Below are 25,773 nucleotides of genomic sequence, written 5' to 3' on the forward strand. Positions count from 1 at the left end.
CGGCGTTGGCGTGCCGGGACTGCCGCCCCCGCCACCGCCGCACGCCCCCAACCCGCCGCACAACACGATCGCCGCACATGCGGCCGCCCAGCCTCGCTGGATGTCCATCGGATGCTCCCCGTGGTTCTCGCCCCTGCAGGAAGTCAAACGCCCGCGCCACGCACGGGTTGACACGACCCATGCACCGTTCAGCCCGGCCTGCGCAGCGCGCGCAACAAGCCCACCGGGAAGCGACCCCAGATCATCGCGAACACCGCGGCACGGGTCATCGCACCGTGGCCCGCCGCATCGAAGCTGCGGTAGTAGCGCCACAGCCCGCGATGCTTGTGCCACTCCACGAACCATGGCCGCGTGCGCGACGACACCCCGCGCACGTGGACCACGCGCACGTCGTTGGCGCAAGCGACCGCGGCACCGGCGGCGCGCACGCGACGGCACAGGTCGAGGTCCTCGGCGTGCAGGCGGTAGCCGGCATCGAACCCGCCGACGCGCTCGAACAGGGCGCGCGGCAACAGCATCAACGCCCCGGAGACCGCTTCGACGCGCTGCAACGGCGCCCCGTCGACGGCGATGCCGAGCCGCGACCGCCTGGGATCGCGCAGCATCGCCGCGAAATCGGGGTCGCGCCGGCGCGCCGCGGCGTCGCGCAGCCCGTCCTCGCCGACCAGGTCGGCGCCGACCAACGCGCCACCCGCCTCGCGGGCGTGGTCGCGCAGGCGCGCGAGGGTGTCGGGCTCGACCAGGCAGTCGGGATTGACCAAGGCCAGCCAGGGCGCATCGCAAGCCGCCGCGCCCTGATTGCAGGCGGCCGCGAAGCCGGGATTGTCAGGGTTGGCGATGAAGCGGACGCGGGGATCGGCCAGCGCATGCCGCTGCACGATCGCCAGGGTGTCGTCGCGCGAGGCGTTGTCGACCACCCGCACGGCGGCCACGCAGGCTGCGGCGCGCAGTCTCGCGAGGCACTCGTCGATCGTCTCCTCGCTGGCGTGGGTCACCACGACCGCGTCGATCGCATCCGCGTTCATGGCACCGAAGCGAACAGGTCCGCCTGCGGTGGCGCGTCCTGCAGGCGTGCGACCGCGGTCGCCAGCCTGCCGCGCAGCGCGTGCAACGGATCGTCCATTAGGAAGGTGGCCAACCGCGCATGCCAGGCCGGCCAACGCACGGCCAGCGCATCCATGTCGCCATCGGCGGGCATGCCCTCGCGCGGGCGCGCCACGAAGGCCTCCGCGCACAGCACGTTGCGCCAACCCATGCCCGCGAACCGCAGCGACAGGTCGACCAATGCCGCCTGCCACGAGCGGAAGCTCGCGCCGTCCAGGCCGCCGGCGCGCGCCAGTGCATCGCCGCGCAGGAACACCGCGTGGCTGACTGCCGCCGGCAGGTTGGCGGTCTCCCCGGCGAGCGATGCGCACGCCCGGGCCAGCCGGGCCGGCGCATCCGGCAACGGCGCGACTTCGGCGATCCGCGGCCAGGCCGCGACCTCGCCGGCGTTGCACCAGGGCGTGGCGGTGCCGATGCCGGGATCGCGGGCCGCGCAGCCCGCCAGGCGCTCCAGCCACCCGGGCGCCGGGCACGCATCACCGGCCAGTACCACCACGTCGGCGCCGGCGCAGGCGCGCAAGGCCTGGTCGATGTGCGCCGCTTCGCCGATGGGTGCCGCGCGCCGGGTGTGCGCGGCCTGCAGGCGGGTGCTCGCGTGCCAGCGTTCGATGATCGCGCCGGCGCGCGGACCGGCCTGCGCGTCGTCGGCCAGCCAGACCCGGGTGCCGGCCGGTGTGCCGGCGTCCAGCGCGGCCAGGCAGGCGTCGAGCGCGTCCTCGTCGGTGCCCACCGGCACCAGGACGATCGGCAGCGACGCGCCCGCCGGGCTCACTGCTTCGGCTTGTAGATCGGATCCAGCGCGCGGAAGCGGCGGCCGTATTCGTCGGTCAGGTCGCGGGCTTCCTGCGGGTTGCGGATCACCGTCGGGGTGATCAGTACCACCAGTTCGTCGCGGGTCTTGGTATTGGCCTGGTAGCCGAACAGGCCGCCCAGCACCGGGATCCGGCTCAGGCCAGGCACGCCGGTGGAGGATTTCTCGGCGCCATCGCTGATCAGCCCGGCCAGCACCACGGTCTCGCCGCTGGGCGCCATCGCCGTGGTGGTGACCTTGCTGGTGTCGATGCGCACGTTGCCGTTGTCGTCGGCGATGCCGGTGGGCTTGCTGACTTCCTGCACGATGTCCAGGAACACCATGCCGTCGCGGGTGATGCGCGGGCGCACCTTCAGGATGATGCCGGTGTCGAGGTACTGCACCGAACTGTAGGTCCCGTCCGTGTTGCCGCCGTTCGGGTTGAAACTGACCGACGCGATCGGGATGCGCTGGCCGACGTTGAGCGTGGCCTCCTTGTTGTTCTGCGCCATCACCGAGGGCGCGGACAGGGTGCGCACGTCGGTCACGTTGTCCAGCGCCTGCACGATCGCCGCGGCATTCTTGCCCAGGAAGCTCCAGCTGAGGACGTTGCCGACCGTGGTGCCGCCATTGCTGACCGGGCTCACCCCACCGCCGTAGCTCGCCCAGCTGTTGCGCCCGGTGGGATACGGGAACCCGGCCTCGCCGACCGCGTTGTCGAAGAACCAGCTCACGCCGTACTGCAGCGCCCCCTTGAGGGCGACGCTGACCACCTGCGCCTCGATGTGCACCTGCATCGGCATCACGTCGAGCCGCTCGATCACCTCGCGGATCGACTTCCACTGCGAGGGATTGGCGCGGACCAGCAGCGAATTCGTGTCCTCGACCGCGGACACGCCCACTTCGGCTCCGTCGACCTTGAGGGTGACCCGGCCGTTGCCGCTGCGCGCGTTCGGCAGGTTGCCGCCATCGCCCAGCCCGGAGTTGACCGCCGCGCTGGAAACGCTCGACTTGTCGTCGAGCCCGCCATCGCGGATCTGCGTGGTGCCCACGCCCGGCATCAGCGACACGTCCTCGCCCGCCGCATTGCCGCGCCCGCCGAAGACCTCGGACAGGCGGTCGGCGAGGTCGCGCGCCTTGATGTACTTCAGTTCGTAGGAGAACAGGCGGCCGTCGCCGCCGCCGCCCTCGATCCGGTCGATCCATTGCTGGACGTCGTCGAGGTACTCCGGCTGGCTGGCGATCACCATCACCGCGTTCGTGGACTCCAGCGGCATGAAGCGGAACATGCCCGCCACCGGGGACTTGCCCTGCTCGCCGAAGACCCGCTCGAGCGCCTGCACCACGTCGGTCGCGCGCCCCGACTGCAGCGGATACACGCCCACCGACATGGTGGCCATCCAGTCGACGTCGAACACCTGGATGGTGCGCAGGTAGTTCTCGAGCTCCGACCGGGTGCCGGCGACGGTGATCAGGTTGCGCGCCGGGTCGACGCCGACGATCCCGTTCTGGCGCGCGTAGGGCTTGAGGATCTTCTCCATCTCCGCCGCGGACACGTAGCGCAACGGCACGACCCGCGACTCGAACCCGCGGGCCAGCGCCGGCGATCCGGTGCGCGGCACCACGCCGCTGGCCAGGGCCTGGTCGGCGGGCACGATGTTGTAGCGGCCGTCGCTGTAGACCATGCGCGCGTTGTTCTGGGCCAGCACGCCTTCCAGCAGGTTCAGCGCGCCCGCCGGGCCGACCGGCTTCTGGGTGGCGATGGTCACCGTGCCGGAGACGCCGGGCGCGATGCTGTAGTTCTGCCCCAGCATGTCGCCGAGGATCGCCTTCACCACCGCCTGCAGCGATTCGCCCTCGAAGTTGAAGCTCGCCTGCCCGGAACTGCTCAGGGTCGGCGGTGGCGCGCTGGCGGCGGCCTGGTTGAACGGCGTCGCCGTCCCGCGCCGGATGACCGGCCGCGGTCCGCTGTCCCCCAGCGTGTCCTGCAAGGGTTCCTGGCGGACGCCATCGCCCGGGCTGTTCGCCCCGGGAAGGCGATCCGCACGCTGCAGTTGCGGCGTCGGCGCGCTGGCGCACGCGGCCAGCAGGCTGAGCGCGGTGACGGCAAGCAGGGGGCGGCAATTCATGCGGGACGACTCCGGTTCAAGGCTGCTCGTTGGACGCCGAGGACGACGCACCAGCGTTGTTCTGTTGGGCGCGGATTTGCGCGCGCCGGGCTTCGATGCGCTTGCGGATGGCTTCGATCCGCTGCTGCTCGTTCTGCGGCGACGTCGCCGGTGCGGGCGCGGCATCGGAGGCGGCCGGCGGAGGCCGTGCGCCTGGCGCGGCACGCGCGATCGCCTCGCGGTCGGCGTCGGAGGCACCGAAGGTGCGCAACTCCAGGGTGCTCTGCCCGCCGCCGCCTTCGAACACCGCGCGACGCGGCTGCACCTCCACCAGGCGCCATCCGGCCGCGCCCTCCGGCGACTTGCCTACCTGCACCCGCTGCGACTCGCCGCCACCGGTCGGCTGCAGGATGGCGAGCTGCACCTGCGGGCTGATCAGCACGCCGGTGAGCACGAAATCCAGCGACTGCGCCGTTGCCGCGCCGTCGCTGCCTTCCGGCGAAGTGGCCAGGAACGCGCGCGGGCGGCGGTCGGTGGTGAACAACGGCCGCGCAGCGGCCTCGCCGTACTGCGACAGCGGCCCGATCCGGTCGGGCACCGCCGGCTTGGACACCGGCAGGGCGCCCGGGGGATCCGCCTGCGCGGGGGCGATGTGTCCGCCCATCCCGGCGAGCGCGGCCACCCACGCAAGGATCGCCCAACCCGCGAACGCCGCCAGCAACCAGGCCAACGGCCCCGCCCGTTCGAGGCGCTGCGGCAGGGTGCGCTCAGCCACGCGGCACCTCGCCTTCGCCAGCCGCGACGGCCGGTCGCAGGTAGCCGTACAAGTTGAAGCTGACGTCGAGGCCGCCTTCCTGCGGCAACGCATTCCCGGGGATCGCGATGTAACGCTGCGCGGTGATCCCCAGCGCGTCGACGAACAGGTAGGGGCGGGCGGACTCGAGGGCATGCAGGACCGCCAAGGTCTCCGCATTGCCGCAGCGCAGGCGCACCGCCACCGCGACCTGCCGGTAGCGACCCGTGGCGGCCTCGTCCTGGATCGGGGCGCGATTGGTGATGGCGCAACCGCGTTCGCCGGGGCTGACCTCGCCGATCACCCGCTCCAGGCGCTGGATCAACGCGGCCGTCGCCAATTCGGTGGTGGGCTCGGCGAGGAACCCGCCAGCGACGCCGCGCGCATCGACCTGGGCAAGCCGCTGCTCGATCTGCGGTTGCTGCGCCAGCAGGCCACGCACGCGCGCATCACGCTCGCGCAAGGCCTCGATCCGCGCATCCGCCTCCTGCAGCGGTCGGGTGAACAGCGGGTGCACCACGGCCAGGTACAGCAGGGCCACGACCGCTGCGAGCAGCCCCAACGCCAACCAACGGTCGCGATCAGCGCGCTGCACGGGGGCGTTCCTCCGGGGTCGCGGCATCGTTGAGCTTGGCGTCCAGGGTGAAGCGATCGCTGCGGGTTCGCGGGTCCTGTTGCAGGGCGCCGCTCAGCGCGGGCGCACGCCATTGGCGCGCGCCTTCCAACTTGCCGACGAGGGCCGCCGCCTGGTTCGACAGGCCGACCAGGGTGAGCTGGTCGCCGTCGACCGACAACTTTTCGAGATAGGTGCCATCGGGCAGCCGACGCGCCAGTTCATCCATCACCTCGGCCACCGATGGTCGGGCATTGCGGAGCCCTTGCAGGTAGGCGCCGCCCTCGACCGCATCCACCAGCCGCTGGCGTTGCTGGGCGACGCCGCGGGCCTGGGCACTGCGCTGCGCCACCTCGCGCTCGAGCGCCTCGGCGGCCGCGCGGCGGTTGTCCAGCACCTGGGCCAGGGCCAAGACCAGGGCCAACACCCCTACCCCGGCGAACGCCAACGACCACGCCCAGCCGACGCGCCGCGTGCGGTGGCGCGAGGCCGGCGCGAGCAGGTTGACGCCGAGCGGCCGACCATCCGCCGCGGCGAGCTCGACCCCCGCAAGCCCGTCTGCCACCCCCGGCAGGCGCCCCATGACGGCATCGAAGCGGTTGCGCGGCACGACCACCAGCTCGGTCTCCAGCTGGCCGTCCTCGCGGGTGCGCAGCAGCCGGCCGTCGTACACCACGTCGGCGGCCGCGAACGGCGTCTGCCGCTCGATCTCGAAGCCCAGCACATCGTGCAAGCGTTCGCGCGCGGCGGCCGGCAGGACCAGCGTGCGCCGCAGCCCGGCCTCCGCCGGCAGCAGGACCCAGCGCGGCAACGCGCGCCCGGCGTCGGACAACAGCGTGGCGAACGGGTCCGCGCTGTTCGACCGGGGCGGCGGCACAGGCAACGCGGCGATGTCGCGGATGCCATCCGCGCCCTGGTGGCGAAGCAGCAGCAGGTCGTCGTCGGCCAGCTGCAGCAGGAGCCGATCGGAGGATGCCGCCAGCGCGCCGCGCCAAGCCGCGGGCAGCCACGCGGACAGGCCCTGGGCCCACCACGCGAGGAAACCGCGCATGCCGCGCCCCGCATCCTGCAGGCGCATGCGCGTGGCCGGCACCGTGCTCATGGCGCCAGCGCTCCGTCCTGCCAACGCAGGGGCGTGTATGTCGATCCCGGCAATCCGTTTCCCCCCACGCGGACGACGACCGAAAGGTGCGCACGGCGACCATCGGCGAGTCGTGCACGGCTGTCGATACTATACGTGCCGCTGCCACCCGGCGGCACCGCCCGGGGATCGACGCGCGCGCGCGGTGGCGCGCCCATCGCCGCCAGCACCAGCGGATCGGCGAAGCGCGCGTCGGGCAGCGGCGCACCCGTGTGGACGGTCAGGTGCGGGGCCGCCGCTGCATGCAGCGCCGGCGTCATGCCGAGGACTTGCGCCAGTTCGGAGACCGTCTCGAACGGGGCGTCCTTCGCGCCCCACGCCAAGCCGGCCGCGGCATAGTCGGCATCCTCCGCGCCGCCCGCGGGCTGGGTGAGGGGGTCGCCATCGCGCCAATCCAGGATCGCCCCGGCCAGTCGGGTCGCCGCATCGCGGGGCTGGCCGAGACGCACGAAGAACGTCCCCAGCAACTCGGCGGAGGCTGCATTGAGGTCGATCTTGGCCGCTTCGTCGCGGACCTCGACCTCGACCTCGATCCCCGCGAACGACCACGCGTTGCGCCGGCCGTCGGCAGCCCAGCGGCGCGCCGGGTCCGGATCGAGCATCCGCGACACCGCGTACTCGACCCCTGCCCGCGCCGCTTCGGTGGCGACCAGCGCGCGCGCGTTGCCGTTGCCCTGCATGGACTCGATCCGGGCCGACAAGGCGTAGCCCGCCACCAGGGCGCTCAGCAGGAGCACCAGCCACATCACCATCAGCAACGCGGCGCCACGCGCGTGGGCGGTCATCGGCCGCTCCCCACGCCGTAGCTGGCAGCGATCGGGAGCCCGACCACGAGTTCGGGCCACGGCCCGGCGGCATCGGCGATCCGCACCCGCACTTGCAACGGCAGCGCCTGCACGTCTTCCCACTCGGCGCGCCATTCGCCGGGCATGCCGTCCTTGCCCGGGCCGCGATAGGCGAACTCCACCCGGCGCAACCCGTCGGCCAACGGTTCCGGCGGGCGCGCCCTCGGCTCGGCCACGGTCTGCCCGCCCATCACCATGCGGAAATCCACCTGCAGACTGGCGTCGGTCACCGTCAGGTCGTGCAGGTGCGGGCCGCCACGCCCCAGGTAATCTGGCAGGTCGGACACGAAGCGCATGCGTCGCGCATCGCCCTGGAAGCGCCTGGCCTGGCCGGTGGCCGAATCCAGCTCGAACACCATGCCCTGCGCACCGCCGATGCGCTGGCGCAGGAACATGGACACGGCGCGCATGCGCTCGTTGCGGGCGGCGAGCGCCTCGCCGCGCTCGATCGTGGCGCCCGCCGCGCGCACGGTGGCGAACGCGAGCGCGAGCGCGGCCGCGAGCAGCGCGGTCGCCAGCAGCAGCTCGAGCAGGGTGAACCCCGCGGCCGCCCGCCTCACGGCGCCACCGCCTGCCCGGGCCGTGGCGTCACCAACCGCAGCGATTCCACCTCCAGCTGGCGTCCCGGGCCACCCTCTCCCCAGGCAAGGGTGAGCCGCACCTGCAGCAGGCGCGCTGCATTCGGATCGAAACGGGCCACGCCCGGTGCGGGCGCCGGGTCCCGCCACGGCGCGACCTCGAGCCGCCAGCGATAGCGGCCACCCTCTAGTTCGCCCGCGCGCCGCCCCGGCTGCGGCAACGCGGCGTATTCCTCGAGCAGGCTGCGCGCATGCAGCGCGGCGCGCCCGGCATCGCCCGCCTGCCGCACCTGGCGGGTGGCGCCGGACAGCGTGCCGAGCAGCAGGGTCAGGCCCAGCGCGAGGATCGCGAACGCCACGATGATCTCGAGCAGCGAGAACCCCGCCGCACCGCGTCGCGGGCCGCGACAGCCGCCGCGCCCCCCGCGCCGGCTCATGGCGCGTCCTGGATGCGATGCACGCGGACCTCGCCGGTGACCCAGCGGACGTCCACGTCCCAACCGCCGCCATTCGCCGCCAACCGCAGCCGGCCACCGCTGGAGGCGCCGTCGGGGAAGAACCGCACGGTGCCGATGCCGTCGCGCGGCTGCAGTTCGCGCGCACCGGTGAACTCGAGGTCCCCGCCATCCGGCAAGCGGCCATGGCGGCCCTTCGCCGCTTGCCACCGCCGCGCCCGCGGATCCACCCGGAAATCCTGCGGCTCGCCGCTGCTGATCGCCACCGCACGGGTGAACCGCAATTGCGCAGCGACATCGTGCGCAGCCGTGCGCAAGCGGATGCCCTGCATGCCGCCACCGAACGCGGCCATCGCCAGCAGGCTGGCCGCCGCGACCAGCGCCAGCACCAGCAGCAACTCCAGCAAGGTGAAGCCGCGAATTCGCTTCATCGGGATCGCAGGCGGGGGCAACCCCCGGTCATTCGTTGCGGATGTCGGCGTCGACGCTGCTGCCGCCGGGCTGTCCATCCGCCCCCAGGCTGACCAGCTCGAACGGACGGCCCTGGCCCGGCACAGTGTAGGTATACGGATGGTTCCAAGGATCCTTCAGCTCGCTGGCCTTCGCATACGGGCCCAGCCAACCTGCGGCATCACCGGGCGCCTTGACCAAATCCTCCAGCGAGGCGGGCAGCCCGCCGGTATCCATTTCGAACTGCTGCACTTTTTCCGCAAGCGTTTGTACCTGCGCGGTCGCGAGCCGAACCTTCGCGCGATCGCCCTGGCCCAGGACCTTGTTGGCGACGAACGCTGCAACCAGCGCTATCAGCGTCACCACGATGATGATCTCGATCAGCGAGAAACCGGCCTGCGATGATCCGGCGAACGAAGGTTGGAATCGGCGATTGCGCATGAAAGGGTTCTGCTAGATGGTGGACGTTTGAGTGGCCGATTGTCGCCGAGTTCCGCGACGGCTGTCGCGGGCGGTCGTGTTCAGCTAGCCGACGACGCTGGTGAGGTCGTAGATCGGCGACAGCACGGCGAGGATCACCAGGCCGACCACCAGCGCCAGCACCAGGGTGACCGCCGGCACCAGCGCGGCCAGCATCCGGTCCATCGCCAGCGAAGTCTCCTGCTCGAAGGTATCCGCCGCCTTCAGCAGCATCGCGTCGAGCGCGCCGGATTCCTCGCCGACCTGGATCATCTGCAAGGCCAGCCGCGGGAAGCGCTTGCCGCGGCCCAGCGCGGTGGACAGGCCGATGCCGTTCTTCACTTCGTCGGCGGCGGCATCCACGTCGGCGGCCAGGACCCGGTTGTCCAGCACGTTGCGGGCGATCCCGAGCGCGGCCAGCAGCGGCACGCCGTTGCGCAGCAGGGTGCCGAGGGTGCGCGCCAGCCGCGCGGTTTCCAGCTTGGCCACCAGTGGCCCGGCCAGCTTGCGCCGCAGCAGCCAGCCGTGGACACGCAACTGGAAGGCGGGCTCGCGCCGCTTGCGCTCCAGCCAGACCAGGGCCAGCAACGGCACCGCCAGGATCACGATCCACCAGTCGCGGACGATGTTGCCCAGGCCCAGCACCAGCCGCGAGAAGAACGGCAGGTCGGCCTCCAGGCTGTCGTACATGGCCGAGAACTGCGGCACCACGTAGCCCAGCAGGAACAGCAGCGACAGGCCCACCATCGCCAGCAGGATCGCCGGGTAGACCAGCGCGTTCACCACCCGCGCCCGCAGCGCGCGCGATCGTTCGAGGTAATCGGCCAGGCGTTGCAGGGTCTCGTGCAGGCTGCCGCCGGCCTCGCCCGCGCGGACCATGTTCACGTACAGCCGCCCGAACACCCCGTGCTGGCGCTCCAGCGCCGCCGACAGCGACGCACCGCCGCGGACCGCCTCGCGGATGTCGCCGATCGTGCGCCGCGCCGCGTCGTCTTCCGGCAGTTCCAGCAGGATCGTCAGCCCGCGGTCGAGGGGCTGGCCCGCCGCGAGCAGGGTCGCAAGCTGCTGGGTGAACTGCACCAGGCGGTCGCCGGCGAACGGCTTCGGCTTGAACAGCGTGCGCCAGGCCGATTCGCCGCCCGCTTCCGAGGCGAGCCGCGCCTCCACCGGCAGGTGCCCCTGCTCCTGCAGCCGCGCCGCCACCTCCTCGCGCCCGGCCGCCTCCATCTGCCCGTCGAGCAACTCGCCGCGCGCGTTCAACGCCTTGTAGCGGTAGAGGGCCACGGACTCAGGCGTCCTCGGTCACGCGCAGCACTTCCTCGATGGTCGTCTCGCCGCGCAGCGCCTTGGCGATGCCGACCTCGTACATCGTCGCCATCCCCGCCTGCCGCGCGATCCGCTCCAGCTCGTCCATGCCGGCGTGGCGCATCACCGCGCGCCGCAATTCGTCGTCCATCACCAGCAGTTCCATGATGGTGGTCCGCCCGAGGTAACCGGTGGGCGACAACGCCGACGGCCGCGGGCGGTAGAGCAGGATCTCGCCCTGCGGCTGGAACCGGCGCAGGCCGAACTTCTCGATCTCCTCGGGCGACGCCGGGTAGGCCTCGGCATGCGTGGGCTCCAGTCGGCGCACCAGGCGCTGGGCGAGGATGCCGTTCACCGTCGAGGTCAGCAGGTAGTCCTCGACGCCCATGTCCAGCAGGCGGGTGATGCCGCCGGCCGCGTTGTTGGTGTGCAGGGTGCTGAGCACCAGGTGGCCGGTCAACGCGGACTGGATGGCGATGCGCGCGGTCTCGAGGTCGCGCATCTCGCCGATCATGATGATGTCCGGGTCCTGGCGGACGATGCTGCGCAGCGCGTTGGCGAAGTCCAGCCCGATCTGCGGCTTGGCCTGGATCTGGTTGATGCCCTCGATCTGGTATTCGACCGGATCCTCGACGGTGATGATCTTGACGTCGGGGGTGTTGAGCTTGCTCAGCGCGGTGTACAGCGTGGTGGTCTTGCCCGAGCCGGTGGGGCCGGTCACCAGCAGGATGCCGTGCGGCTGCTCCAGGATCTTCTGGAAGCGGGGCATGAACTGCTGGCCGAAGCCCAGCCTGGCGAAGTCCAGCACCACGGTTTCGCGGTCGAGCAGGCGCATGACCACGGATTCGCCATGCGCGGTCGGCACGGTGCTGACGCGCAGGTCGAGCTCCTTGCCCTGCACCCGCAGCATGATCCGCCCGTCCTGCGGCAACCGGCGCTCGGCGATGTTGAGCTTGGCCATGATCTTGATGCGGCTGATCACCGCCGCGGTCAGGTTCGGCGGTGGGCTCTCGCCCTCCTCCAGCACGCCATCGATGCGATAGCGCACCTTCAGGCGGTTCTCGAACGGCTCGATGTGGATGTCGGAGGCGCGCAACTCCACCGCGCGCTGGATCACCAGGTTGACCAGCCGGATCACCGGCGCCTCGGAGGCGAGGTCGCGCAGGTGCTCGACGTCGTCGAAGCTCTCCTCGCCCTCCGCACCCTCGACGATGCCCTCCATCGCGCTGCGGCCCTGGCCGTGCCAGCGCTCGATCAGCTCGTCGATCTCGCCGCGCAGCGCGACCAGCGGCCGCGGCACCCGCCCGGTCGCGAGGCGCACCGCCTCGAGCACGTAGGGGTCCTGCGGGTCCGCGAGCAGCACGTCCACGCCCGCCGCATCGGCCCCCACCGGCACCACGTGGAACTGACGCATGAACTTGATGCCGAGCGCCACGTCCTCCGGCGGCAGCTCCGGCACGTCCCGGGCGCTGCGCATCGGCAGCCCCAGTTCGCTCGCGCAGGCCTCGGCGTGGTCGCGCTCGGACACCAGGCCCAGGCGCCCCAGCAGGAGCAGCAGGCCGCCGCCGTCCTGCTCCTGCAGGCGGCGGGCGCGGACCAGGTCGGCCTCCTTCAGTTTCCCGCGCTGCAGCAACAGGGCGGCGACGCGCTCATCGGGGCTGGTCGTTGCGGGCTCTGAGAGGACGGCACTCATGGACGGTCGGCTGCAGGGGGCGGGACGTGTTGAGGGTAGCAGGGCCGGCCCGGATGGCGCGATGGCCGGCTGGCACCGATCTTGCATGCGCATATCCCGGCGACCCGCGGGACCGGCATGCGACCGGGCGGGGCGAGCAGCGGCCCGCGGCACATGCTGTAATGCACGCGCCCGACGGGCAGGGGACGACCAACCAATGGAGGGGACATGAAATTCTTGCGCATGTGCAAGGCGGTCGCATTGACCGCACTGTTGTCGATTGCCGCATTGCCGGCGATGGCGCAATCGCTGACCACGACGTATGCGGCGGCAACAGCCAAGATGGGATCTTGTTCGACCTGACGCCCAGCGTCGACATCACGGTCGACAGCTTCGACGTCAACCTCGGCGCGGGTACCGGCACCCAAGTCCCCGTCGACGTCTACTGGCGCGCCGGAACGGTGCAAGGGAACCAGAACAATGCGACCGGCTGGACGCTCCTGGGTTCAGCCACCGTCGTCGCCCAAGGCCCCGACACTGCGACATCTGTTCCGATCGGGGGGCTCGGCATGGCCTCCGGCCAGACCTACGGCATCTACATCCGGGTGAGCAACACCTTCGGCCAGGGCAGCATCCGTTACACCAACTCCAGTGACCCGCCGCCGACCACCTCCAATGGCCAGCTTGCGCTTCGCTCGTTCTACGGACACCAGAATGAAGGCGCCGGCAATCCCTTGCTGTCCGGTTCCTTCTTCTACCCGCGCCAGTTCAACGGCACGGTGTACTACCACCTCGGGATCACCCCGGCGGTCACCTGCGCCAGCGAGGGCTACACCGGTGCCAAGCTGACCTGGTGCCAGAACATCTGCGAGAAGGGCTACACCGGCGCCACCTTGGACATGTGGATCCACCGTTGGGTGAACCGCTACCGCGACCTGCCTTACTGCGCGCGGGAAGGCAACGAGGAGCCGCCGCCGCAGGAGGGCTGATCGACCTTCCGCTGCTGCAAGCACAAGGCCGGCGCAAGCCGGCCTTGTCGCGTATGGCCCAGACGCAACCGCAGCGCCCAATGGCCGGCCCGGGCATTCCATCTCGTTTACCATGCCGAACAGCCGCATCCTGCGGCGACCCAGGGGGATATGCATGAAATTCGTTCGCATATGGAGGTCCGCCGCGCTGGCCCTGCTGCTGCTCGCCGGCACGATGCCTGCACTGGCGCAATCGCTGACGACGACTTACGCAGCGGACAATGGGCAAGGCGGCGTCATGTTCGACGTGGTGCCGAATACCAACATGACTATCGAAAGTTTCGATGCCAACGTGTATGCGGGAACAACCGCTCAAGTCACCATCTATTGGCGACTGGGAACCGCCAACGGCTTCCAGAATAGTGCCGACGGCTGGAACGTGATGGGTACGGCGACTGTCGTGTCGCAAGGCGAAAACATCCCGACCCATATTGCAATTGGCGGACTTTCGTTGATCGCCGGGCAGACCTACGGAATCTACATTGATACCGGCCCTTCCAGTGGCGTCCGTTATACGAACGGACGCACGACCTATTCCAATGGGGATCTAACCCTGAATACGTGGTTCGGGAAGGGGCGCCCGGCATTCACAGGGGGGACTTTCGACCCTCGCATCTTCAACGGCACCATCTACTATGCCACCGGACCTGCCACCACCTGCGCCAGCGAGGGTTACACCGGGACCAAGCTGACCTGGTGCCAGAACATCTGCGAGAAGGGTTACACCGGCGCCACCCTGGACATGTGGATCCACCGTTGGGTGAACCGCTACCGCGACCTGCCTTACTGCGCGCGGGAAGGCAACGAGGAGCCGCCGCCACAGGAGGGCTGATCGACCTTCCGCTGCTGCAAGCACAAGGCCGGCGCAAGCCGGCCTTGTTTCGTTGGAGGCAAGACGACCGCATCGTGCCCGGCGACGAGCGGCCGGCCCACCCCGTGACCCGCGTTTACACTCACCGACAACCGCATCCCGCGGTGATGGGGGATTCAAGAATGAAGATGCGCCCGATTACGTTGGCGTTGGCCACAGTTGCGCTCGCCACGGCCAGTTTCGCCTCGAACGCTGCCGATCTCACGTTCAGCAACACCATCTCGATTTCGATCCCGGACGTCGGCCTGGGCACCCCGTATCCGTCGACGATCAATGTCAGCGGCGTCACCGGCACCACGACCAACGTCACGGTGACACTGAACAACTACTCGCACACGTTCTCCAACGACGTCGAGATCCTCCTCGTCGCGCCTACCGGCCAGAAGATCATCCTCAACAACGACGTCGGAGGCGGTTCCGACTACATCAACGCCACGATCACGTACAGCGCCAGCGCCAGCGGTGCGGTCAGCGGGAGCCCGATCCCATCCGGCACGTATCTGCCGGCCGCATCGAACCCCAACCAGTCGCTGCCGGGCCCAGCCCCCGCCGCACCCTACAGCACCGACCTGACGACGCTGAATGGCGTGTCCCCCAACGGCACCTGGTCGCTTTACGTCAATGATGACCTCGCGGGCGATTCCGGTGCCATCGCCAACGGCTGGAGCCTCACCATCAGCGGTATCAACGACCAGACCTGCGCCAGCGAGGGTTACACCGGGACCAAGCTGACCTGGTGCCAGAACATCTGCGAGAAGGGTTACACCGGCGCCACCCTCGACATGTGGATCCACCGCTGGATCAACCGTTACCGCGACCTGCCGTACTGCGCCCAGGAAGGCAACGAGGAACCGCCGCCGCAGGAAACCTGATCCGCCCTGCCCTCGATCCCAAGGCCGGCGAAAGCCGGCCTTGTCGTGTCGGGCAAATGGAAAAGTCATTCAGGATCGCCCCGGACGCGTCCCGGCAACGGTCCCGCCTCCGTTCTACAATCCCGACAGCCGCATCCCGCGGCACAGGGGGATATCATGAAGTTTGCAAGTTTCTGCAGCAAGGCAGCGCTGGGCGTGCTGCTCGCCGCCGGCGCCATGCCGGCGTTCGCCCAATCCACCGTCACCTTGACCTTCGAAGGTCTGGGCGACTTCGAACCAGTCAGCCAGTTCTACAACGGCGGTACCGGCGGCAACGGCAGCGGCCCGGGCACCAATTACGGCATCTCGTTCTCGCCGAACTCGCTGGCACTGATCGATTCGGATGCCGGCGGGAGCGGTAATTTCGGCGGCGAGCCCAGCCCAGACACCGTGCTGTTCTTCACCAGCGGCACAGCAGTGATGAACGTGCCGGCGGGCTTCGCCACCGGGTTTTCGTTCTATTACTCGGCCATCTCCAACCCGGGCACCGTGGTCGTTTATGACGGCCCCAACGCCACCGGCAACGTCCTGGCCACCATCAACCTGCCGACAACCCCCAATAACGGCGCGCCGGATCCCACCGGCACGTTCAGTCCGTTCGTGCCGATCGGGGCCAGCTTCGCCGGCACCGCACGCTCGGTGGACTTTGGCGGCACGGTCAACCAGATCGCCTTCGACAACATCACCCTTGGCGCCTCCATCCCGGGAAATCCCGGTAGCACCACCTGCGCCAGCGAGGGTTACACCGGGACCAAGCTGACCTGGTGCCAGAACATCTGCGAGAAGGGTTACACCGGCGCCACGCTCGACATGTGGATCCACCGCTGGATCAACCGCTACCGCGACCTGCCCTACTGCGCCCGCGAGGGCAACGAGGAACCGCCGCCGATCGACTGATCCCTGCTTCGCATCGTCATGCACAAGGCCGGCGCAAGCCGGCCTTGCCGCATGCGGCGGCCGCCGGGCGACGTGGATGGCGTTACATTACGCAGAACCCGCCACTGACGGCCGGGATAGCAAACGAGGGCTCCAATGAACGCGCGCACCAACTCCGGCGTCCTGGCGACGCTGCTCGGCGGCATCACGCTGCTCCTGCCCGGCCTGGGTCAGGCCGGCACCATCGGCTACATGGACATGTGCGGTAACGACCAGGCCGCCCACGCCGCGGCGATTTCCGCAGCCGGGCACACCCCGGTGTACGTTCCCGTGCCGGACAGCGAAGCCTTGGCCACCCTCGACGGCTTGTCGGTCACCAATTGCGACAACGGCGGCTTCGGCACGGCCTACACCGACCACCTCGCGGCGATCACGGCGGCGGTGAACGGCGGAATGGTCCTGTTCGTCCACGATCGCACGGTGACCGATGCCGGCAGCATCCTGCCCGGCGGCGGCGGCATCCAGACCGCGCGCTCCTTCGCTGGCGATGCGGATATCGATTTCCCGGCGGGTTCGGCGATCCTCACCGGGCCGGGGGGTGTGCTCGACAACAACAGCCTGGACGGCGGCAACTCCTCTACCCATGGCTTCGTGTACCAAGCCAGCCTGCCCGCGGGCGGTAGCGTTCTGGCCGCCCGCCCCGGGCTGCTGGACGGGGAGGGCGAAGGTGGCTTCGAGGGCTGCGAGGCCTACGGCTATACCGGGACCAAGCTGAACTGGTGCCGCAATGTCTGCGAGAAGGGCTACACCGGTGCCACCCTGGACATGTGGATCCACCGCTGGGTCAACAAGTACCACGAGGACCCGCCCTGCGCTGGCGGCCCCGCGCTGCCGCCGCAGGAGATGGAAGGGGCGACGGTCAGCTATCCCTACGGCGAGGGCCGGGTGGTCTACTCCACCATCCCGCTGGACTATTACCTCGCTGGCTCGGGCGGCAACCCGCCGCGCGACAACTTCAACAATGTCTACCTGCCGAACGTGATTGGCTGGGCATTGCCGGCACCGATCCTCGACTGAGTTCCACCAGCGACAACGCGACAAGGCCGGCGCAAGCCGGCCTTGTTGTTTCAGGAACCGCGGGGCGCCGTCAGCCGAGCCACGCCCTCGCGTTGCGGAACATGCGCAGCCACGGCGACGGCTCCGGCCAGTCGACCGGGGCCCAGCTGAAGTTGGCGGTGCGCAGGGTGCGCTCGGGATGCGGCATCAGGATCGTCGCGCGGCCGTCGCGGCTGGTGACGCCGGCGATGCCGTCCGGCGAACCATTCGGGTTGGCCGGGTACTGCAAGGCGACCCGCCCGCCCTCGACGTAGCGCGCCGCCACGTCCACCGCGCTGCGGTCGATGCCGGCGTCGAACACCGCGCGGCCTTCGCCGTGCGCCACCGCCACCGGGATCCGCGACCCGCCCATCCCGCGCAGGAACAGCGAGGGCGACTCGCCCACCTCAAGCAAGGCCAGGCGCGCTTCGTACTGCTCGCTGGCGTTGCGCTGGAAGGTCGGCCAGTGCTCGGCGCCGGGGATGATCCCGCGCAATTGCGCCATCATCTGGCAGCCGTTGCACACGCCCAGCGAGAACGTGCCGCTGCGCGCGAAGAAGGTCGCGAACATGTCGCGCAAGGCGGGGCGTTCGAGGATCGAGGTCGCCCAGCCGCGGCCGGCGCCGAGCACGTCGCCGTAGCTGAAGCCGCCGCAGGCGACGAAGCCGTGGAAATCGGCCAGGTCCACCCGGCCGGCGACCAGGTCGCTCATGTGCACGTCGTAGGCGTCGAAGCCGGCGCGATCGAAGCCGTAGGCGGTCTCGACCTGGCTGTTGACGCCCTGCTCGCGCAGGATCGCCACCTTCGGGCGGGCGCCGGTGGACACGAACGGCATAGCGATGTCCTCCGCCGGGTCGAAGGTCAGCACCGGCTGCAGGCCGGGCGCATCGAAGCGGCGCGCCGCCTCGCGTTCGGCATCCGCGCATTCCGGGTTGTCGCGCAGGCGCTGCATGGCGTGGGTCACCGACCACCACGCGTCGAACAAGTCCTCCCAGCGCCATTCCGCCAGGGTTTCGCTGGCGTCGCTGACCCGCACCACCGGCGCGGTGGTCGGCACCGCGATGCGCTGCGCGCATTCGATCAGGCCATGGCGGGCGACGAGGTCGGCGAACGCGGCGCGTTCGTCCACCGCGACCTGCACGATCGCGCCGAGCTCCTCGTTGAACAGGGTGCGGAACACGTCGTCGTTGCGGCCGTCGCCCCAGCCGTCGAGGCGGATGTCCAGGCCCAGCCGCGAGGCGAACGCCATCTCGCACAGCGCGGCGAACGCGCCGCCGTCGGAACGGTCGTGGTAGGCCAGCAGGAGGCCGTCCTCGCGCGCGTCGCGGACCAGCTCGAACAGCGCGCGCAGGCGGTGCGGGTCGTCGAGGTCGGGGACGTCCCCGCCGAACGCCGGCAGGCCGTCGCCACCGGCATCGGGATGGCACTGCGAGAGCACCGACCCGCCCAGGCGCTGCTTGCCCGCGCCCAGCCCGATCAGCCACAGCTCGGTGGCGCCGTCGCGCTGCAGCAGCGGGGTCGACTGGCGGGTCACGTCGGCGACCGGCGCGAACGCCGAGACCACCAGCGACACCGGCGAGACGCTCTTGTGGGCGACGCCGCCGGCCTGCCATTGCGCCTGCATCGACAAGGAATCCTTGCCGACCGGGATCGCCAGCTCCAGCGCCGGGCACAGCTCCAGGCCGACCGCGCGCACCGCGTCGAACAGGCGCGCATCCTCGCCCGGGTGGCCGGCGGCGGCCATCCAGTTGGCGGACAGCTTGATCCGCTCCAGGCCCTCGACCGGCGCCGCGATCAGGTTGGTGATCGCCTCGCCGACCGCCATCCGCGCCGCGGCGGCGGCATCCAGCAGGGCCAGCGGGGTGCGCTCGCCGATCGCCATCGCCTCGCCGGCCTGGCCTTCGAAGCCGGCCAGGGTGATCGCGCAATCGGCCACTGGCAGCTGCCACGGGCCGACCATCTGGTCGCGCACGGTCAGGCCGCCGACCGTGCGGTCGCCGATGGTGACGAGGAACGATTTCGCGGCCACGGTCGGATGCGCGAGCACGCGCAGGCCAGCCTCGCGCAGGTCCAGCGCGCCGGTGTCGATCTCCGGCCAGCGTGGCGGCGCGGGGTGCGCGGTATCGCGGTGCATCTTCGGCGCCTTGCCGAACAGCACGTCCATCGGCAGGTCGATCGCCGGCGGCTCGCCCGCGTAGCCCACGACCAGGCGTTCCTCGGCGGTGGCGGTGCCGACCACCGCGAACGGGCAGCGCTCGCGCGCGCACAGCGCGGCGAACTCGTCCACGCGCGAGGGCGGGATCCCGAGCACGTAGCGTTCCTGCGATTCGTTGCACCACAGCTGCATCGGCGACAGCGAGGGATCGTCCTTCGGCACCCGGCCGAGGTCGATCACCCCACCAACGCCGGAATCGTGCAGCAGCTCCGGGATCGCATTGGACAGGCCGCCCGCGCCGACGTCGTGGATCGACAGGATCGGGTTGTCGGCGCCCAGCGCGGCGCAGCGGTCGATGACTTCCTGCGCGCGCCGCTCCATCTCCGGGTTGTCGCGCTGCACCGAGGCGAAGTCGAGGTCCTCGGCGGACTCGCCCGAGGCGACCGAACTGGCGGCGCCGCCGCCCAGCCCGATGAGCATCGCCGGCCCGCCCAGCACGATCACCGCATCGCCGGCGCCGAGGAGCTTCTTGGCGACCAGCGGCGGATCGATCGCGCCCAGGCCGCCGGCCAGCATGATCGGCTTGTCGTAGGCGCGGACCAGGCCGTCGGCATCGGCGAGCTCGAAGCTGCGGAAGTAGCCGTTGAGGTTCGGACGCCCGAACTCGTTGTTGAAGGCGGCGGCGCCGATCGGGCCGTCCAGCATGATGTCCAGCGCCGGCGCCATCCGCGGGTTGAGCGCGCGCGCGGCTTCCCACGGGCGTTCCAGGCCGGGGATGCGCAGGTGGCTGACCGAGAAGCCGCACAGGCCCGCCTTGGGCCGGCCGCCGCGACCGGTCGCGCCTTCGTCGCGGATCTCGCCGCCGGCGCCGGTGGACGCACCCGGGAACGGCGCGATCGCGGTCGGGTGGTTGTGGGTCTCGACCTTGATGCAGAACGCGCTGTCGACCACCGGCTCGCTGCGGTAGCGGGCATCCGCCGGGTCCGGCCGGAACCGCGCGGCCGGATAGCCGACCACCACCGCCGCGTTGTCGCTGTAGGCCGACAGCACGTGGCCCGGCGTGACCGCGTGGGTGTGCTTGATCATCTTGAACAGCGAGGTCGACTGGTCGCGACCGTCGATCGTCCACGAGGCGTTGAAGATCTTGTGCCGGCAGTGCTCGGAGTTGGCCTGCGCGAACATCATCAGCTCGACGTCGTGCGGGTCGCGGCCCAGCTCGCCGTAGCGCGTGCGCAGGTACTCCACTTCATCGTCGGCCAGCGCCAGGCCCAGGCGCGCGTTGGCGGCCTGCAGGGTCTCCAGCGGAATCGCTTCGAGCGCGCCGGCAGGCTGCGCGCCGAACAGCGCGGCACCGGCCTCGCGGCTGGCCAGCAGCGACTGCGTCATCGGGTCGTGCAACAGCTTGGCCAGCGCGGCCTGGCGACCGGCATCGTCGGGCCAGCCGCCGAGGTCGATGCGCATGCCGCGCTCCACCCGGTGCACCGGCAGCCCGGCACCGCGCAGCAGCTCGGTGGCCTTGCTCGCCCATGGCGAGAGCGTGCCCAGGCGCGGCACCACGAAGCGGCTGGTCGCCTCAGGCGCGGCGTCGGCGGGCTCGGCTTGCGCCTGCAGGATGCGGCGCAGCGCGGCCGGATCGGGCGTTGCGCCCTCGTCCGGCTGGATCCAGTACCCATGCCAGGTGCCGAGCACCCGCAGGCCGGGGACGATCGCCTGGAGGCGGGCTTGCAGGCGGTCGCGGCGGAACGGCGACAGGGCGGGCGCGCCCTCGAGGACGATCATGTCCGGCAGCACGTGGAGTCGGGCCGGACATTGTAGCCGAGGCCGGCACCCGGGCCGGCCCCGCGCGACCCTCAGCCGCCGCTGGCGGCCGCGTTGTCCTGATCGAGTGCCCGCAGGCGCTGTTCAAGCGCGTCGGGCGGCAGGTAGCCCCCCAGCATCCGGCCATCCTCGGTCAGGATCATCGGGGTGCCGGTCAGGCCCATGCGCTGGCCGGCACGGTACTGCATGTCGACCGGCGTCTTGCAGGTCTTGCTGGGCACCGCGCGATCGCTCTTGGCGTCGGTTAGCGCCTTGCGGCGATCGTCCGCGCACCAGACCGACACCATCTTGCGGTAGTCCGCGCTGCCCAGGCCGGCGCGCGGGAACGCAAGGTATTCCACCTGGATGCCGCGCTTGAGGTGCTCGCCGATCTCGGTGTGGAACTTGCGGCAGTAGCCGCACTCGATGTCGGTCAGGACCACCACCCGATGCTTGGGCGTGCCCGCCGGCGAATAGACGATGCGGTCCGCCATCGGGATGCCCTTGAGCACCTCGCCGCGCAGGCGGCCCATCGCCGCCTCGCTCAGGTCCTTGCGCTTGGCCACGTCCAGCAGGCTGCCCTGCAGCAGGTACTTGCCGTCATCGCTCACGTACACCACCTGCCCGCCCGCGATGACCTCGCGGAAGCCCGGCAGCGGCGCGGGTCCGACATGGTCGACCTGGATGCGCGGATCGAGTCCGCGCAGGACCTCGCGCACGCGCGCCTCCGGGCTTCCGGCCGCATAGACGGGCTCCGCCGGGACCGGCGCCTTGGCCGCGCTGGATACGGCGATCTTGCTGCCGTCCGCAGACGTGGGAGAGGCCGACTGCGCGCATGCAGCCAGGCTGAAGCTGCACAGCGCAGCGAAGAGGGTGAATCGCATGGAAGCTCCTGGGTCGATGGACGCGCAGACCCGCCGCGGCGTCCAGGGTTCCGCCCATTCTCGCACGGGGCGATGGTCGGTTCGCCCGCGCGAGCAGCGGTCAGCCGCGCGGGTGGTGCCGCGCATGCAACTGCTTGAGGTGCTCGCGGGCGACCAGGGTGTAGATCTGGGTCGTCGACAGCGAGCTGTGCCCCAGCAGCATCTGCAGTGCGCGCAGGTCGGCGCCATGGTTCAGCAGGTGGGTGGCGAAGCTGTGGCGCAGGCCATGCGGGCTGATCCGCGCGGGATCCAGGCCGGCCGAGGCGGCGCAACGCTTGACCAAGGCCCAGAACGCCTGCCGGGTCAGCGGATTGCCACCCGGCTCGACGAACAACGCCTGCGCACCGGCCGGATCGCGCAGCGGCGCCAACAACGCGGGGCGCGCGTCGCGCAGGTAGCGCTGCAGCCAATGCTGCGATTCCTCGCCCAGTGGGACCAGGCGCTCCTTGCTGCCCTTGCCGGCGACCCGCAGCACGCCCTGCCGCAGGTTGGCCGCGGTCGCCGGCAGCTGCACCAGTTCGCTGACCCGCAGGCCGCAGCCGTACATCAGCTCCAGCATGGCGCGGTCGCGCAGCCCATGCGGCGTCGCGGCGTCCGGCGCATGCAGCAAGGCCTCGACCTGCGCTTCGGACAACGCCTTCGGCAACGCGCGCGGCAGCCGCGGCGGCTGCAGCAGCGCGGTCGGGTCGTCGCTGCGCTGCCCGCGCCGGAGCGCGTGCGCGTAGAAGGCGCGCAGACTGGACAGCAGGCGCGCATTGCTGCGCGGCGAATAGCCCGCGCGCGTGCGCATCGCCAGGTAATCGAACAACGCACCCCGATCCAGCCCGACCAGCCCGGGGCGGAACCGCGCCAGGCCTTCGAGGTCCCGCCGATAGGCGGCCAGCGAGGCGCCGGCCAAGCCGTTCTCGGCCCAGATCGCGTCGATGAAGCGCTCGATCGCGGCGGCATCCGCGTCCGCCAGGGGCGGCAGCGACTGCGCGAGCTTGCGGCGATCTGCGGGCGTGCCCATGCGCCTAGGGTAGCGCCTGTATCCTTGCGCGATGCCCGGATCGAACCCACCACGCGCACTCGTCGGCTGGCGCCTGCTGGCCCTGGCCTACGACCTCCTCCCCGTGCTCGCACTGTGGTTCGTGGTCGCCGCCGGCTTCACCGCGGCGCATGGCGATGCCGTGCGCGGCGGCGCACTCGGCCTGCTCGAGTTCGCGGTGTTGTGGGCGGTGGCCGGGGTGTACGCGACGCTGAGCTGGCGCCGCGGCGGGCAGACCATCGGCATGCGCGCCTGGCGGCTGCGCGTCACCGACGCCGCGGGCGGCGCGCCCGGCTGGCGCGCGCTGTGGCTGCGCTACCTGGTCGGCGCCATCGGCCTGCTGGCGGGCGGACTCGGGTTCTGGTGGGCGTGGATCGATCGCGACCGCCTGGCCTGGCACGACCGCACCAGCGGCACCCGGATGCAGCGGATCGACAAGCCGGCCAATGCCTGATGCCGGCCTCGGCGGTCAGCCCGAGCGCCGCTTGAACAGCCACAGCGACACCCCGAGCATGATCGCCGGTGGCATCGCGTAGGCGATGCGGAAGTCGAAGTGGTAGATGCCGGCGAGCCGGGTGAACACCTGCTGCAACACCCAGAACCCCAGCGCGAACACGATGCCGAGGAACAGGCGCTTGCCGTAACCGCCGCTGCGCAGGGTGCCGAAGGCGAACGGGATCGCCGCCAGGCACAGGGCGAGCACGTTGATCGGGTAGAACCAGCGGCCCCAGTAGATCTCCTCGAAATCCGAGGATTGCAGGCCGTTGCGCTGGCGGTAGTCGATGCTGCGCCGCAGTTCGCCGCTGCCCATGTTGCGCGGCTTGGTGACGCTGGCGGCCAGCGCGGTTTCGTCCAGCTGCGAGTCCCAGCGTTCTTCCGCGACGCGCGTGCGCTGCACCGACTTCGCGGCGAAGGTCGTGCGCTCGACGTCGCGCAGCAGCCACTTGCCCTTGCGATGCTCCGCGACCCGCACGTTGGCGATCGATTGCAGGCGCCCGTCGGCATCGAACTGGAACAGCCGCACGCCCTGCAGCTCGAGCCATTGGTCGCCGTTGCCGGCCTTCTGCTCACCCGCGCGGGCGTTGAGGAACATCCCGCCCTCGCGCGCCCACAGGCCGCTGTACTGGGCCACCACCAGGTCCTGGTTGCGGGTGCTGCGCAAGGCCTGGCTGCGTTCCTCGCCCCAGGGCGCGAGCGCCTCGCCGTTGGCGACCATCAGCAGGGTCATCAAGGCGAGCGGGATCGCCACCGACACGCTCAGCCGCCGGCGCGAGAGCCCAAGCGCGCGCAACGCGGTGAGCTCGGAGGTCGCCGCCAGCTGCCCCAGCCCCAGCAGCGAACCGATCACCGCCGCGGTCGGGAACAGGTTGTAGCCGCGCCACGGGATGGTCAGCGCGGTGGCCGCGATCGCATGGTTGATGGTGTAGCTGCCCTTGCCGATCTCGCCGAATTCGCCGGCGAAGGCCATCACCACGTCCAAGCCGAGCAGCACGCCCCAGGTCGCGAGCACGGTGAGCACCACCGTCCGCGCGATGTAGCTGTCGTGCAGTTTCAGCGCGCCGATCATCGCGACCACCAGCGCCTGGCGACGCGCCCATCGCGCGCGTACAGCCAGCCGCCCAGCGCGAGCATCGGCAACACCAGCCACCACAGGCCCGCGAGCATCGGCAGCGTGCCGTCAGCCAGCCACTGGGTCCCGAGCAGCATCAGGAACACGCCGACCAGGTAGGCGAGGAAGGCGAGCAGCATCGCGCCGTAGCGCGCCTGCCGTGGCGAGCTCCGCGACAGCGGCACCGCCAGCAACACGAAGGCGAAGGCCAGCAGCGGCGGCGCGATCCGCCAGTGGAGTTCGGCCGCCGCTCCGCGTGACGGATCGCCAAGCAGGGCGAGCGTCGACTTGAATGCCGGAGAATTGCCGGGACGCTCGTCGTCCGCAGCGGGCAGGCCCATTTCGTTGCGCTTGTAGCGCATGAGGCGGTAGTCCAGGGCCTCGCCGCTGAGCGGCCCTTCCACCCGGAACCCATCCTCCAGCGCCAGCACGCGGGCGCCCTCGTCGCGGTACAGCTGGCCCGCGCGGGCGGTGGCCACGTCCATGCGCTCGCCGCGCTCGCGGTAGACGAACACGCGGTCGAGGTGGGTGCCGTCGGCGGACATTGCGTCGGCGTAGGCGACGCCACCGTTGGCCATGACCGTGAACCGGCCCGGCTCGAGGCCGGCGACCAGCAGGTTCTTGTTGGCCTCGGCGACCATCGCCCGCGCCACCCGGTCGGCCCACGGGCCCAGCCACAGCGAACTCAGCGCGATCACCGCGACCACCGGCAAGGCGACCAGCAACACCGGCTTGAGCAGGCGCCGCGGCCCGATCCCGGCGGCCGCCAGCACGAACATCTCGGAGTCGCGGTACAGCCGCCCCAGCGCCAGCATGAAGCCGAGCAACAACGCCAAGGGCAGGATCAGCGGCAGGTAGCGGACCAGGCGCAACCCGAGTTGCGACAGCAATAGCGGCGGCGGCACCTTGCCGCGCGCCATTTCCCCCAGCAGGTCGGCGAACAGGCCGCCCAGGCTGACCATGCCCAGCACCACCAGGGCCGCGAACACGGACCGGGTGAATTCACTGCTGAGGTAGCGGTCCAGCTTCGGCATCGGGCCTGCGTGCGTGGGAACTTGCTTTAGAATCCGGGGGTTCGATCGCGCATGGGCCGCGCCTGGACGCGGCCGCGCATTGTAAGCGACGCCGCCTCCCGGCCCGTGCCCCGCCGCGCGGACGCCTTCCCTTT

At 70.7% G+C, this 25,773-nt stretch carries 25 protein-coding genes; 7 read left to right on the top strand and 18 right to left on the bottom strand.

Annotated features, from left to right (window positions below; genetic code table 11):
• Positions 1–188 precede the first annotated feature (188 nt).
• The 13 genes from ON759_RS09795 to gspE all read right to left on the bottom strand — a co-directional run bounded on the left by ON759_RS09795 (position 189) and on the right by gspE (position 12,334).
• Complete coding sequence (locus tag ON759_RS09795; protein ID WP_271680185.1) at positions 189–1,025, bottom strand: glycosyltransferase; 837 nt, start codon at positions 1,023–1,025, stop codon at positions 189–191.
• The gene (locus ON759_RS09800) at positions 1,022–1,876 is read right to left on the bottom strand and encodes a glycosyltransferase family 2 protein (RefSeq protein ID WP_271680186.1); all 855 of its coding nucleotides are present in this window, start codon (positions 1,874–1,876) and stop codon (positions 1,022–1,024) included. Before ON759_RS09800 ends, ON759_RS09795 begins: the two co-directional genes overlap by 4 nt.
• Complete coding sequence (gspD, locus tag ON759_RS09805) at positions 1,873–4,023, bottom strand: type II secretion system secretin GspD (protein WP_271680187.1); 2,151 nt, start codon at positions 4,021–4,023, stop codon at positions 1,873–1,875. The genes ON759_RS09800 and gspD overlap by 4 nt, the downstream gene beginning before the upstream one ends.
• Positions 4,024–4,039: 16 nt before the next feature.
• Positions 4,040–4,777: a hypothetical protein gene (locus tag ON759_RS09810; RefSeq protein WP_271680188.1), complete on the bottom strand. Its 738-nt coding sequence runs from the start codon at positions 4,775–4,777 to the stop codon at positions 4,040–4,042.
• A complete protein-coding gene (gene gspM, locus ON759_RS09815) occupies positions 4,770–5,390 on the bottom strand; it encodes a type II secretion system protein GspM (protein WP_271680189.1) in 621 nt (206 codons plus the stop codon). The genes ON759_RS09810 and gspM overlap by 8 nt, the downstream gene beginning before the upstream one ends.
• A complete protein-coding gene (locus tag ON759_RS09820; protein ID WP_271680190.1) occupies positions 5,377–6,510 on the bottom strand; it encodes a PilN domain-containing protein in 1,134 nt (377 codons plus the stop codon). Before ON759_RS09820 ends, gspM begins: the two co-directional genes overlap by 14 nt.
• Entirely contained in the window at positions 6,507–7,334 is an 828-nt protein-coding gene (locus ON759_RS09825; protein WP_271680191.1) for a type II secretion system minor pseudopilin, read from the bottom strand. Before ON759_RS09825 ends, ON759_RS09820 begins: the two co-directional genes overlap by 4 nt.
• Positions 7,331–7,954: a prepilin-type N-terminal cleavage/methylation domain-containing protein gene (locus ON759_RS09830; RefSeq protein WP_271680192.1), complete on the bottom strand. Its 624-nt coding sequence runs from the start codon at positions 7,952–7,954 to the stop codon at positions 7,331–7,333. The genes ON759_RS09825 and ON759_RS09830 overlap by 4 nt, the downstream gene beginning before the upstream one ends.
• Positions 7,951–8,409 carry a type II secretion system protein XpsI gene (gene xpsI, locus ON759_RS09835; RefSeq protein ID WP_271680193.1) on the bottom strand — a complete coding sequence of 153 codons (459 nt, stop codon included), beginning with the start codon at positions 8,407–8,409 and terminating at the stop codon, positions 7,951–7,953. The genes ON759_RS09830 and xpsI overlap by 4 nt, the downstream gene beginning before the upstream one ends.
• Positions 8,406–8,858, bottom strand: a complete 453-nt coding sequence (xpsH, locus tag ON759_RS09840) for a type II secretion system protein XpsH (RefSeq protein ID WP_271680194.1) — start codon at positions 8,856–8,858, stop codon at positions 8,406–8,408. The genes xpsI and xpsH overlap by 4 nt, the downstream gene beginning before the upstream one ends.
• Positions 8,859–8,886: 28 nt before the next feature.
• Positions 8,887–9,318, bottom strand: a complete 432-nt coding sequence (gene gspG, locus ON759_RS09845; protein WP_271680195.1) for a type II secretion system major pseudopilin GspG — start codon at positions 9,316–9,318, stop codon at positions 8,887–8,889.
• 84 nt (positions 9,319–9,402) lie between these two features.
• Positions 9,403–10,620 carry a type II secretion system protein XpsF gene (gene xpsF, locus ON759_RS09850; protein WP_271680196.1) on the bottom strand — a complete coding sequence of 406 codons (1,218 nt, stop codon included), beginning with the start codon at positions 10,618–10,620 and terminating at the stop codon, positions 9,403–9,405.
• 4 nt (positions 10,621–10,624) lie between these two features.
• The gene (gene gspE, locus ON759_RS09855; protein ID WP_271680197.1) at positions 10,625–12,334 is read right to left on the bottom strand and encodes a type II secretion system ATPase GspE; all 1,710 of its coding nucleotides are present in this window, start codon (positions 12,332–12,334) and stop codon (positions 10,625–10,627) included.
• 207 nt (positions 12,335–12,541) lie between these two features.
• On the opposite strand from gspE, the gene ON759_RS09860 reads away from it, so the two are divergent.
• The 6 genes from ON759_RS09860 to ON759_RS09885 all read left to right on the top strand — a co-directional run bounded on the left by ON759_RS09860 (position 12,542) and on the right by ON759_RS09885 (position 17,076).
• A complete protein-coding gene (locus ON759_RS09860; RefSeq protein ID WP_271680198.1) occupies positions 12,542–12,676 on the top strand; it encodes a hypothetical protein in 135 nt (44 codons plus the stop codon).
• Positions 12,664–13,302 (top strand): hypothetical protein, encoded by a 639-nt coding sequence (locus tag ON759_RS09865; RefSeq protein WP_271680199.1) that lies wholly within the window; start codon positions 12,664–12,666, stop codon positions 13,300–13,302. Before ON759_RS09860 ends, ON759_RS09865 begins: the two co-directional genes overlap by 13 nt.
• 154 nt (positions 13,303–13,456) lie before the next feature.
• Entirely contained in the window at positions 13,457–14,173 is a 717-nt protein-coding gene (locus ON759_RS09870; protein ID WP_271680200.1) for a hypothetical protein, read from the top strand.
• Between the two features lie 161 nt (positions 14,174–14,334).
• Positions 14,335–15,084: a hypothetical protein gene (locus tag ON759_RS09875; protein ID WP_271680201.1), complete on the top strand. Its 750-nt coding sequence runs from the start codon at positions 14,335–14,337 to the stop codon at positions 15,082–15,084.
• A 156-nt stretch (positions 15,085–15,240) separates the two neighbouring features.
• The gene (locus ON759_RS09880) at positions 15,241–16,020 is read left to right on the top strand and encodes a hypothetical protein (RefSeq protein WP_271680202.1); all 780 of its coding nucleotides are present in this window, start codon (positions 15,241–15,243) and stop codon (positions 16,018–16,020) included.
• Positions 16,021–16,155: 135 nt separating this feature from the next.
• The gene (locus tag ON759_RS09885) at positions 16,156–17,076 is read left to right on the top strand and encodes a hypothetical protein (RefSeq protein ID WP_271680203.1); all 921 of its coding nucleotides are present in this window, start codon (positions 16,156–16,158) and stop codon (positions 17,074–17,076) included.
• A 70-nt stretch (positions 17,077–17,146) separates the two neighbouring features.
• Here the strand turns inward: ON759_RS09885 and purL are convergent, their stop codons facing one another.
• The 3 genes from purL to xerD form a co-directional block, all read right to left on the bottom strand.
• Complete coding sequence (gene purL, locus ON759_RS09890) at positions 17,147–21,028, bottom strand: phosphoribosylformylglycinamidine synthase (RefSeq protein ID WP_271680204.1); 3,882 nt, start codon at positions 21,026–21,028, stop codon at positions 17,147–17,149.
• Between the two features lie 71 nt (positions 21,029–21,099).
• Positions 21,100–21,930 carry a DsbC family protein gene (locus tag ON759_RS09895; RefSeq protein WP_271680205.1) on the bottom strand — a complete coding sequence of 277 codons (831 nt, stop codon included), beginning with the start codon at positions 21,928–21,930 and terminating at the stop codon, positions 21,100–21,102.
• A 100-nt stretch (positions 21,931–22,030) separates the two neighbouring features.
• Positions 22,031–22,978: a site-specific tyrosine recombinase XerD gene (gene xerD, locus ON759_RS09900; protein WP_271680206.1), complete on the bottom strand. Its 948-nt coding sequence runs from the start codon at positions 22,976–22,978 to the stop codon at positions 22,031–22,033.
• Positions 22,979–23,009: 31 nt separating this feature from the next.
• Here xerD and ON759_RS09905 point away from each other — a divergent pair, with 31 nt between their 5' ends.
• Positions 23,010–23,450 (top strand): RDD family protein, encoded by a 441-nt coding sequence (locus ON759_RS09905; protein WP_271680207.1) that lies wholly within the window; start codon positions 23,010–23,012, stop codon positions 23,448–23,450.
• A gap of 15 nt (positions 23,451–23,465) precedes the next feature.
• On the opposite strand, the gene lptG is transcribed toward ON759_RS09905, so the two are convergent.
• Together lptG and lptF are read right to left on the bottom strand one after the other, a co-directional pair.
• Complete coding sequence (gene lptG / locus ON759_RS09910; RefSeq protein WP_425608474.1) at positions 23,466–24,611, bottom strand: LPS export ABC transporter permease LptG; 1,146 nt, start codon at positions 24,609–24,611, stop codon at positions 23,466–23,468.
• Positions 24,560–25,639, bottom strand: coding sequence for an LPS export ABC transporter permease LptF (gene lptF / locus ON759_RS09915; RefSeq protein ID WP_271680208.1), 1,080 nt, complete (start codon positions 25,637–25,639; stop codon positions 24,560–24,562). The genes lptG and lptF overlap by 52 nt, the downstream gene beginning before the upstream one ends.
• Positions 25,640–25,773: the final 134 nt, after the last annotated feature.

It is taken from the genome of Thermomonas mangrovi (genome assembly GCF_028201335.1).
GTDB classification, from domain to species: domain Bacteria; phylum Pseudomonadota; class Gammaproteobacteria; order Xanthomonadales; family Xanthomonadaceae; genus Thermomonas; species Thermomonas mangrovi.